The following is a 10,207-nucleotide window of genomic DNA, read 5'->3' on the forward strand; positions in this document are numbered from 1 at the left end:
TTTTTGGTCGAAAAGTAAGACTACCACATGTGGGTAGCTGACCTCCTTCCGACCTATCCCATTACATGAGTGTTGCGGTTATTATCTGAATTCAGGAAATATTTCCGAAGGTGACGGTGATCTCACCAAACGACTTGAGACTCAAGGCAATGACGAACTCACTCGAGTGGCTGAGTCATTCAATACCTTTGTTCATAAAATCCAGCAGCTTGTCACCAATGTGCAAGATTCGGTTGACGCTGAGCAGGCGGCGGCTGAGCAATTGGCAAAATTATGTGATTCGAGTTCTTCGCAAACCGAGCGCTTAAGCCAACAAACCGAAGCCGTTGCTACAGCCGTCAATGAGCTTACATCTTCCGCCGGAGAAGTGGCACATCATGCGCGCGAAGCAGCGGAATCAGCCAGTGTCGCGGACGAGCAATCGGGTCGTTCTGCCACCACGGTTCGACGGGCTGTTCAGAACATTGATGAGTTGACACAACGTTTAAATCAAGCCAATCAACATGCGAAAACGTTGACGGAAGGTTCTAAGGAGATTGGCGACATTCTGAATGTTATTATCACAATTGCTGAGCAAACCAATTTGCTTGCGTTAAACGCCGCTATTGAAGCGGCTCGAGCGGGTGAAGCGGGACGGGGCTTTGCTGTGGTTGCAGACGAAGTTAGGCAGTTGGCGACCAAGACACAGAAGTCGACGGATGAAATTGGCAGCATTGTCGACAACATTCAGCGCGCCATTAGTGATGTAACGAATATTATACGCGAAGCTGAATCAAGTTCTGAGCAAACCCGCGGTGAAACCATCGAAGCCGAACAAGCCATTAGTCAGATCCAAGAGGCTGTCGCAAATATCTCAGGAATGAATGTACAAATTGCGTCTGCAACGGATGAGCAAAGCCGTGTAACGCAAGACATTAGTCAGAATATAACGTCGATAAGTACGCTGACACATGACACTAAAGACGCGAGCCAACAGGTAAAACAAGTGTCTGATTCACTTATTAAAAACAGCGTTGATTTGAGTCAAATGATACGGCGGTTTCGCGTAAAATAGCCTTTTAGTTTATGGGGATATTGTTAATATGTCCTCTGTACGTTTATAGCCGTAAGGTGTAAACTATTGGCACTTTTACAAGGGAGCTGACTTTTATAAGTAAGCGGGTAAAAGTCGTCTTTTTCCTGAACTCAATCACCGCGGAATATCAAGATGAGTGAAACACTTCAAAACCAACCGATCGAATATAATATGAAGGTCGTTCGGCAGTTTACTGTCATGACCATTATTTGGGGTATCGTCGGCATGGGCTTGGGCGTGCTTATTGCTGCACAACTTGTGTGGCCTGAGCTGAACTTTAATACGCCTTGGCTTACCTACTCTCGCCTTCGTCCACTTCATACCAATGCCGTTATTTTTGCTTTTGGTACCAGTGCATTATTTGCAACCTCCTACTACGTTGTTCAAAAGACATGTAAAACCAAGCTGTTCTCGGACCGCTTAGCAACGTTTACATTTTGGGGTTGGCAGGCTGTTATCGTGGCGGCAGTCATCACATTGCCCATGGGCTTAAGCACTACAAAGGAATATGCTGAGCTTGAATGGCCGATTGATATCCTGATTGCCGTTGTGTGGATTGCTTATGCAATCGTATTCTTCGGTACGTTAGCGATTCGTAAAACCTCGCACATCTATGTTGCAAACTGGTTCTACGGTGGCTTTATCGTGGTTATCGCGATGCTACATATCGTGAATAGCATGGCGATTCCGGTCAATTTCGTTAAGTCGTACTCAATCTACTCGGGTGCGGTCGACGCCATGATTCAGTGGTGGTATGGACACAACGCGGTAGGCTTCCTGCTCACAGCCGGTTTCTTGGGTATGATGTATTACTTCGTACCTAAACAAGCTGAGCGCCCTGTCTACTCATACCGTTTGTCGGTTGTTCACTTCTGGGCCCTTATCTCACTTTATATTTGGGCAGGTCCTCACCACCTTCATTACACTGCGCTTCCAGATTGGACTCAATCAGTGGGTATGGTGATGTCTGTAATCTTGTTCGTACCTTCTTGGGGCGGCATGATCAACGGTATTATGACCCTGTCTGGCGCATGGCACAAACTGCGTACTGACCCCATCTTGCGTTTCTTGATTGTTTCTCTATCGTTCTACGGCATGTCGACTTTCGAAGGCCCGATGATGGCGATTAAGTCTGTAAACGCCCTATCGCACTACACGGACTGGACCATTGGTCACGTTCATTCAGGTGCCTTGGGTTGGGTTGCGATGATTACAATCGGTTCAATGTACTACTTAGTTCCACGTTTGTTCAACCAGAAACAAATTCATAGTATCAAGTTGGTCAACGTGCACTTCTGGCTACACACGATCGGCGTAGTTTTCTACATCGTTTCGATGTGGATTTCAGGCGTAATGCAAGGCTTGATGTGGCGTGCAACTAACGCTGACGGCACCTTGACTTACAGCTTTGTTGAGGGCGTACAAGCTTCATATCCGTTCTGGACGGGCCGCTTTATCGGTGGTTTGTTTATTATCATAGGTATGCTGCTAATGGCTTACAACTGTTATCAAACCATCCGTGCCGGCCGTCGTGAGACTGCCGCAGGTAACGTCGTACAAACAGCCTAAGGGAGATAACAATGAGTCGTGTAAAACATGAATTTGTAGAAAAGAACCTTGGCTGGTTGTCTGTTTTGATGATTATCGCAGTGTCGATTGGTGGTCTTGTAGAGATCACCCCACTGTTATTCCAAAGCCAAGTACAAGAGCCGGTTAAAGGTTTGAAACCTTACACCGCACTTCAGTTAGAAGGCCGCGATATTTACATGCGTGAAGGTTGCTCTAACTGTCACAGCCAGATGATTCGTCCGTTCCGTGCAGAAACCGAACGTTACGGTCACTATTCACTGGCAGGTGAAAGTGTTTGGGACCACCCTTTCTTGTGGGGCTCAAAGCGTACTGGACCTGACTTGGCTCGTGTAGGTGGTCGTTACAGTGATGATTGGCACTATGTGCATTTGATGAATCCACGTAACGTTGTACCTGAGTCAAATATGCCTGCCTTCCCTTGGTTAGCTGAAAACACGTTAGATGGTGCTTACACAGCTAAGAAAATGGAAGCACTTCGTACATTAGGCGTTCCTTATACGGATGAAGATATCGCTGGCGCAAAAGAAGCTGTTCAAGGTAAGACCGAGATGCAAGCGCTTATTGCTTATCTTCAATCACTCGGGACCGCTCTGAAACGCGCGGATAACGAATGAGTTACGAAGATTACGGCACTTGGCGGGGACTCTTCTCCATCGTGATTTTGGTAATTTTTATTGCCATCGTACTTTGGGTTTACCTGAGCCGCCGCGCCAACAAACAATTTGATGAGGCTGCTAACTCAATCTTTGACGAGAATGAGTCGGAGTCCTCATCTAACGAAAATAGCGAGAAACCGGAGTCCAAGAAAGATGAGTAACTTCTGGAGTGCATGGATCATTGTTCTAACGTTGGGGTTGTTGTTTGTCCTCATCTGGCTATTGCGTTGGAACATGAAAAACTATACGGACATCGATGAAGGCCAGGAGATGGACCATGAGTTCGATGGCATCGTTGAAGTCAATAACCCACTACCTAAATGGTGGACCTACTTGTTCTGGGCGTGTTTTGCTTGGGGCTTTGTTTACCTAGCACTGTATCCGGGGCTTGGTAAGTTCGACGGTTTATTAGGTTGGAAAAGCTCGAACCAAGATGTGCAATCGTTAGCTGAGTCACGTGCAGCCATGAAAGCTTCAAAAGATGACGGCTCTATCGTTCAGTACGACCGCGAAGTGCGTGATGCTGAGGAAGAGTTTGGTCCAATTTTCGAAGCCTATGCTCAAACGCCGATTCAAGAGCTGATCAAAAATGAGGACGCTTTAGAGGTGGGCCAGCGCCTATTCCTGCAAAACTGTTCTCAGTGTCACGGTTCAAACGCAATGGGCGGACGTGGCTTCCCTAACCTGACTGATGACGACTGGTTATATGGCGGTACTCCGCACGACATCAAGACGACCTTGCTTAACGGTCGTCAAGGCAACATGCCTGCATGGGGTGAACAGTTCAGTGATCAGGAAATTACTGAGTTAGCGAACTATGTAGCGAGCCTAAGTGGTCGTGAACGTGACCCAGAACTCGTTGCCGCAGGTAAGAAAAACTTTGCGGTCTGTTCAGCGTGTCACGGTCCAAATGGTAAAGGTAACCAGCAGCTAGGTGCGCCTAATTTGACTGATAATGTTTGGTTGTACGGTGGTTCTATTGCCACTATCGAGGAAACTTTACATTACGGAAGAAACGGTGTGATGCCAGCGTGGAAAGATATTCTCGGAGAGGATAAAATACACGTTGTCTCAGCGTACATTTACAGCTTGTCTCACGATGAGTAAGTAAATCTGGTTTAAAGCCCCGCTACGGCGGGGTTTTTTGTTAAAGAGGATTATTATTATGCAGAAACCCTGGTATAAGCAGTTTTGGCCTTGGTTTCTAATCGCCCTGCCCGTAACCGTCATGTGCGTGTGTGCGACGATTATTTACCTCTCTGCATCCCAAGGTGGTTTTTCAATGGTAGTCGATGACTACTATAAACGCGGCAAAATGATCAACGCGGTCATTGAACATGTAGAAAAAGCAAAAAAACTGGGAATCTCATTTAATGTCACCGCTCACGACGGTAAGTTCACGTTGCAATATGCGTCTGGACAGCCTAGCGAACTCTCAGCACTCACGGTTGAGTTTGTCCATGCAACGCAATCCACTAAAGATTTTACTCGTCAAGTGACGGTTGGTGCAGATGGTGTATATCGAACCGATATACCTGCTGACATGTCAGGCAAGTACACGATTACCGTGACACCTCACAGTGCTGATTGGAAAGTCAGTGAACAGTTTTATTTTCCATTAGACAAAGCCACGTTGTTGGAGCCGAACCTCTATGGCGTCTGACGTTGAAGACGGCGTTTGTTTTCACTGTTTGCAACCGATACCGCACGGCGTCGAGCTATCGGTTGCGTTCCAAGGTGACGACAAAGCGGTGTGTTGTGCTGGCTGCCAAGCGGTCGCTGAAACCATCATTGAACATGGTTTAACAGCTTATTATAAACATCGTGATTTAGATAAACCTCAACAAACGCCATTATTACCCGAGCAACTCAAAGAACTCGACGTATATGACAACCCTGACGTTCAGTCAGATTTTGTCCGAAACACGGGTGATCATAGTAAGCAAACCACCCTTACCGTGAATAATATCACCTGTGGTGCCTGTGCATGGCTTATCGAGCGAGAACTTGCAAAAACACCCGGGATGATTAAATCGGTCGTTAACGTGAGTAACCAACGTCTTCACATAGAGTGGGACGGTAGCATAATCAAGTTAAGTGATATCATAGCCCGGCTCGCCCGTATTGGGTATCAAGCTCTACCCTTTCAGCAGAACCAAATAGAAGCCAACATCAACGCGCGGCGCAAAGGATTTATTAAACGGTTGGGTGTCGCTGGCTTAGCCACCATGCAAGTCATGATGATTGCCTTCGCTCTTTATTTTGGCGTGGTTTCCGATCTTGACCCAACAACTCAACAATATCTGTGGGTTGTCAGTTTAGTGTTTGCAACTCCCGTGATCTTATACAGTGGCCAGCCTTTTTATAAGAGCGCGCTCAAAAGTATTCAGGCGGGTAGCGTTAACATGGACGTTCCCGTCAGTATCGCGTTAATCGGTGCATACATTGCAAGTTTATATGCAGTCATTATCGGACGCGGTGAGGTCTATTTTGAATCGATCTCGATGTTTACCTTTTTCCTGCTGACGGGTCGTTTTTTAGAGTTGTTAGCCAAAGAAAAGGCTCTCAAATTTTCTACCAATCGCCTTACTTACATGCCCAACTTGGCGCACCGTGAATATGATGGTGGACTAGAGGATATTGCAGCCAAACAACTCAAAATTAACGACATTATTGTTATTAAACCTGGCGAAACCATACCCGCGGATGGCGTTCTCTTGAGCGATAAGGCCTCGGTCGATGAAAGCTTGCTGACGGGAGAAAGTCGCCCAGTCACCAAAGCAACCGGTGACGGTATTGTAGCAGGCTCGGTTAATCAAAGCGCGACACTGAGAATTAAAGTCACAGCTACCGCTCAACAAACCGTATTGGCTGGCATTGTTGCTATGCAAGATGCTGCTTTAGCCGACAAGCCCAAAGTGCAGAAAGCGATTGACCATATCGCGCAGTATTTTGTGATGACGCTGCTTGCGATCGCCGCGGTTACTTTTTTAGTGTGGTCTTGGTTTGATCCCGATCATGCCCTGTGGGTGACCTTGGCAGTATTGGTAGCTACTTGTCCGTGCGCCCTGTCGTTAGCCGCGCCCACATCGATTACAGGCGCCGTGCATCGACTCAACCGGATGAACGTTTTAGTCAAAGGTGCACAACTGCTTGAGAGCGTAAAACACCTTGATACGGTGGTGTTTGATAAAACCGGTACACTCACTTACGGTCAATTTAAACTGATCGCGCGTGAAGACTATGCCGACATCGATACGATAAATGCGATTGTAAGTGGTTTAGAGCAGCGCTCTGAACACCCGATTGCGGCCGCCTTATCTCAGTTAAGCGATCAACCCACATCACCTGATGCCATTCAAAATTACCCTGGACAAGGCATACTGGCGGAAATTGCTGGCACCGACTATCGATTAGGTCGTTGCGAGTTTATCCAAATCTGGCACCCTAACTGGCAACCCAAGCGACAAAGCAATGTTATTTTAGCCAACCGTCAAGCTGTGTTGGCAGAATTTCAGGTAGATGATGAGGTGCGAGAGGATAGCCATGACGTCATTTCTGCGTTAAAACTGCAAGGTATCCGAACCATCATGTTAACGGGTGACAGCGACGCACGGGCTCAAACACTTGCCTCTCAGTTGGACATTGACGAGGTGCTCAGCGAGCAGTCGCCAGCTGATAAGGTTGATACCATTAAGTCACTGCAGCAACAAAAGCATACTGTTTGGATGATCGGTGACGGGATTAATGACAGTCCCGTTTTAGCACAAGCGGATCTTTCAATGACCTTTGCTCATGCATCCGATATGGCGCAAACAGCGGCGGATGTGGTGCTACTTAATGACCAACTAACGCGTGTATTGGATGTTATCGAAACGGCACGAAAAACGCGTATCATTATGCGTGAAAACTTTATCTGGGCAGCAGGCTACAATCTGACCATTTTACCTATTGCTGCGTTGGGTTTAGTTGCGCCGTGGGCGGCCGCATTGGGTATGTCGTTAAGCTCGTTAGTCGTGGTGGCAAACTCACTAAGGTTGTACCGTTTATGAGTGTTATTTACGCATTAATTCCTGTCGCTATCCTGTTTGTCATTTTAGCCGTCGTTATCTTTTTTTGGGCTGTACGCTCAAATCAATTTGAAGACATTGAACGTCAAGGTATGACGATTCTAATGGATGACGATGACGAAAAAGAGCAAAAAAAGCCAAACGATGACCGATCAGATTAATTGGTTTACTCCTCTCTTGATGGGGCTTGCGGGAGCGGGCCATTGCTTGGCGATGTGTGGCGGCCTTGCCGCAGCCATGGGTGTTAATCAGAACCGCCTAACTGTGTTTGTTTATAATTTAGGCCGTCTTACATCCTATTCGTTGTTAGGCGCTATTATGGGTGGCGCAGTAGCATTACTCGCGCCCGACACGCCCTACACGACCCCTGTTCTTAGAATTTTTGCCGCCACCATGATGATACTATTAGGCCTATACTTAGCTGGGTGGTGGCCAATACTGGTTAAACTTGAGTCATTAGGTCGCCCGGTATGGCGTAAGCTCCAGCCGTTCGCCGCAAAATTGCGTGGACAACACGGATTACTACCTGCTTACCTTGCGGGCATGTTTTGGGGCTGGTTACCTTGCGGTTTAGTGTACAGTGCATTGAGTTACGCAGCGGCTTCGGGGAGTGCCTCTAGTGGTGCAGGTTATATGGCTTTATTTGCTTTAGGTACGTTTCCCGCGATGATCGGTTTGGGACTAATTAGCCAGCATGTTGCTCAGCTATTCAGAAGCCAAGGGGTTAGAACAGCCTTAGGCGTCATGATGTTACTCTACGGTTTATGGTCGCTTTTGATCGTAATCAAAGCGTTGCTACAGGGTTAATGCTGATCACTGGTATAGCATCCATTATTGCGCTAAGTTAATGGTAACAATCATTGGTTATGTGTGTGGGAGCATAACATGGAACGATTTAAACGGATTCTCGTCGTGGTTGACCCCGCTGATGAAGAGCACAAAGCGATAAACCGATCATTGCATATCGCTCGTTTAACGCAGGCAAAAATCAGCCTACTCCTCTCTATTTATGATTTCTCTTATGAAATGACCACGATGTTATCGCGCGATGAACGCGATACGATGCGCACAAACCTGATCGCTGATCGTCGAGCCTGGATTGCCGACTTACTAGAGGGCTTTGATACGGATGGGCTCGATATTGATATTACTGTCGTTTGGCATAACCGTCCGTTTGAAGCGATCATCGAGCATGTTCAAAAGCTCGAAGCGGATCTGTTGGTCAAAGCAACTCAAGTTCAACCGAGTTTTCAAAATCTATTATTCACCCCGACCGACTGGCACTTACTGAGAAAGGCACCCTGCCCAGTCTTGTTGGTCAAGGAACATGCTTGGCCACAACATGGACAAGTGTTGGCCGCCATACACAGTGGATCGGAAGAGCACGAGCACCAACAGCTTAATGACCGTGTTGTAGATACCGCTCAAGCAATGACTGAAGTGCTCAATGCGAGCTTGCATTTAGTGAATGCCTACCCGGCGGCACCTATTAACGTCGCGGTAGAGATTCCCGAATTTGACGTGACTCAATATAGCGACGAACTCGAAAAACATCACAAAAATGCAATGGCTAACTTTGCTCGTAAATACCGTATACCTAATGCACAGCAGCATGTCGAACAAGGTTTGCCTGAACAAGTGATTCCCGACTTAGCTAAACGACTGGATGCAGAACTTGTCGTTTTAGGGACGAAAGGACGGACTGGCTTTTCGGCGGCGCTGTTGGGAAATACCGCTGAACATGTACTAGAGCGTCTTAACTGTGATGTCCTTGCTATAAAGCCCGCTGATTTTAAATCGCCAGTGGCATAATAAACAGTGGTTCGCTATAATCACGCCCTATTTTTCGACGATATCAATATAGGCGTGAGTGGGTATGCAAACGGATCGCACTGAAGCGAAAAAACAGTACGGTTTTAATAAACTGCAAAAGCGCATCCGCAGAGAGACCGGTAAGGCGATTCAGCAGTTTTCGATGATCGAGCATAACGACAAGATCATGGTTTGCCTCTCGGGAGGCAAAGATAGCTACACCCTGCTCGACACCCTAATGTACCTAAAGCGTGTGGCCCCTATCAGTTTTGATATTGTGGCAGTTAACCTGGATCAGAAGCAACCCGGGTTCCCAGAGCACGTGTTACCCAATTATCTCAATAGCCTCGGTGTTGATTACGAAATTGTTGAGGAAGACACCTATAGCATCGTAAAAGACAAAATCCCCGAAGGAAAAACCACTTGCTCACTCTGTTCACGCTTACGCCGAGGGATTCTATATAAAACGGCTAAGCGATTAGGCGCTACTAAAATTGCGCTTGGTCACCACCGCGATGACATGATAGAAACGCTGTTTTTAAATATGTTTTATGGTGGGAAACTGAAATCGATGCCGCCGAAGTTAGTCAGCGATAATGGCGAACACGTGGTTATCCGACCACTAGCTTTTTGCCGGGAGAAAGACATTGCACGTTATTCTGAGGCGATGGCGTTTCCAATAATTCCATGCAACTTGTGTGGTTCACAGGAAAATCTTCAGCGCAAAAATATCAAGGCAATGTTAAATCAATGGGACCGCCAATTCCCCGGCCGTATTGAGAGTATCTTTACTGCTATGCAAAGTGTGACGCCATCGCACCTAGCAGATAGACAGTTGTTTAACTTCGATGAGGTGCGAGCCACTGGTTTAGAAACGGACGAAGGCGACACCGCATTCGATGCGCCGAGACTGTAAAAAATTTTGTGTAAATGGCTGTTTGCACTGTTAAATCCGATCCTGATACATGATCTCGAATTGCGCCATGGCCGGTTTCCAGTTGCGT

At 47.0% G+C, this 10,207-nt stretch carries 11 protein-coding genes; all 11 read left to right on the forward strand.

The window, feature by feature from the left end; all coding sequences use genetic code 11:
• The first annotated feature begins 100 nt into the window (after positions 1-100).
• The 11 genes from AWU56_RS12705 to ttcA all read left to right on the forward strand — a co-directional run bounded on the left by AWU56_RS12705 (position 101) and on the right by ttcA (position 10,119).
• Positions 101-1,054, forward strand: a complete 954-nt coding sequence (locus tag AWU56_RS12705) for a methyl-accepting chemotaxis protein (RefSeq protein ID WP_286682738.1) — start codon at positions 101-103, stop codon at positions 1,052-1,054.
• 153 nt (positions 1,055-1,207) lie between these two features.
• Positions 1,208-2,644, forward strand: coding sequence for a cytochrome-c oxidase, cbb3-type subunit I (gene ccoN / locus AWU56_RS12710; protein WP_286682735.1), 1,437 nt, complete (start codon positions 1,208-1,210; stop codon positions 2,642-2,644).
• 11 nt (positions 2,645-2,655) lie between these two features.
• On the forward strand, positions 2,656-3,279 hold the full coding sequence (ccoO, locus tag AWU56_RS12715; protein ID WP_006955760.1) for a cytochrome-c oxidase, cbb3-type subunit II: 624 nt from the start codon (positions 2,656-2,658) through the stop codon (positions 3,277-3,279).
• On the forward strand, positions 3,276-3,482 hold the full coding sequence (locus AWU56_RS12720; protein WP_006955761.1) for a cbb3-type cytochrome oxidase subunit 3: 207 nt from the start codon (positions 3,276-3,278) through the stop codon (positions 3,480-3,482). Before ccoO ends, AWU56_RS12720 begins: the two co-directional genes overlap by 4 nt.
• Complete coding sequence (gene ccoP / locus AWU56_RS12725; RefSeq protein ID WP_006955762.1) at positions 3,475-4,428, forward strand: cytochrome-c oxidase, cbb3-type subunit III; 954 nt, start codon at positions 3,475-3,477, stop codon at positions 4,426-4,428. Before AWU56_RS12720 ends, ccoP begins: the two co-directional genes overlap by 8 nt.
• Before the next feature lie 58 nt (positions 4,429-4,486).
• Positions 4,487-4,984, forward strand: a complete 498-nt coding sequence (locus tag AWU56_RS12730; protein WP_006955763.1) for a FixH family protein — start codon at positions 4,487-4,489, stop codon at positions 4,982-4,984.
• Positions 4,974-7,373, forward strand: coding sequence for a heavy metal translocating P-type ATPase (locus tag AWU56_RS12735; RefSeq protein WP_286682736.1), 2,400 nt, complete (start codon positions 4,974-4,976; stop codon positions 7,371-7,373). Before AWU56_RS12730 ends, AWU56_RS12735 begins: the two co-directional genes overlap by 11 nt.
• Complete coding sequence (gene ccoS, locus AWU56_RS12740) at positions 7,370-7,552, forward strand: cbb3-type cytochrome oxidase assembly protein CcoS (RefSeq protein ID WP_272978090.1); 183 nt, start codon at positions 7,370-7,372, stop codon at positions 7,550-7,552. The genes AWU56_RS12735 and ccoS overlap by 4 nt, the downstream gene beginning before the upstream one ends.
• Positions 7,536-8,198 carry a sulfite exporter TauE/SafE family protein gene (locus AWU56_RS12745; RefSeq protein ID WP_286682737.1) on the forward strand — a complete coding sequence of 221 codons (663 nt, stop codon included), beginning with the start codon at positions 7,536-7,538 and terminating at the stop codon, positions 8,196-8,198. The genes ccoS and AWU56_RS12745 overlap by 17 nt, the downstream gene beginning before the upstream one ends.
• Positions 8,199-8,276: 78 nt before the next feature.
• Positions 8,277-9,203: a universal stress protein UspE gene (uspE, locus tag AWU56_RS12750; protein WP_006955767.1), complete on the forward strand. Its 927-nt coding sequence runs from the start codon at positions 8,277-8,279 to the stop codon at positions 9,201-9,203.
• Positions 9,204-9,267: 64 nt separating this feature from the next.
• Positions 9,268-10,119, forward strand: a complete 852-nt coding sequence (ttcA, locus tag AWU56_RS12755) for a tRNA 2-thiocytidine(32) synthetase TtcA (RefSeq protein WP_333810561.1) — start codon at positions 9,268-9,270, stop codon at positions 10,117-10,119.
• The last annotated feature ends 88 nt before the right edge of the window (positions 10,120-10,207 follow it).

The sequence above is a fragment of the Idiomarina sp. T82-3 genome (genome assembly GCF_001577655.1).
In the GTDB taxonomy this organism is placed as follows: Bacteria; Pseudomonadota; Gammaproteobacteria; order Enterobacterales; family Alteromonadaceae; genus Idiomarina; species Idiomarina baltica.

Coding starts and splice junctions, on each gene's coding strand:
- ccoP (WP_006955762.1), top strand. CDS start 3,475: ATGAGTAACTTCTGGAGTGCATGGATCATTGTTCTAACGTTGGGGTTG.
- ttcA (WP_333810561.1), top strand. CDS start 9,268: ATGCAAACGGATCGCACTGAAGCGAAAAAACAGTACGGTTTTAATAAA.
- AWU56_RS12720 (WP_006955761.1), top strand. CDS start 3,276: ATGAGTTACGAAGATTACGGCACTTGGCGGGGACTCTTCTCCATCGTG.
- uspE (WP_006955767.1), top strand. CDS start 8,277: ATGGAACGATTTAAACGGATTCTCGTCGTGGTTGACCCCGCTGATGAA.
- ccoN (WP_286682735.1), top strand. CDS start 1,208: ATGAGTGAAACACTTCAAAACCAACCGATCGAATATAATATGAAGGTC.
- ccoS (WP_272978090.1), top strand. CDS start 7,370: ATGAGTGTTATTTACGCATTAATTCCTGTCGCTATCCTGTTTGTCATT.
- AWU56_RS12735 (WP_286682736.1), top strand. CDS start 4,974: ATGGCGTCTGACGTTGAAGACGGCGTTTGTTTTCACTGTTTGCAACCG.
- AWU56_RS12730 (WP_006955763.1), top strand. CDS start 4,487: ATGCAGAAACCCTGGTATAAGCAGTTTTGGCCTTGGTTTCTAATCGCC.
- ccoO (WP_006955760.1), top strand. CDS start 2,656: ATGAGTCGTGTAAAACATGAATTTGTAGAAAAGAACCTTGGCTGGTTG.
- AWU56_RS12745 (WP_286682737.1), top strand. CDS start 7,536: ATGACCGATCAGATTAATTGGTTTACTCCTCTCTTGATGGGGCTTGCG.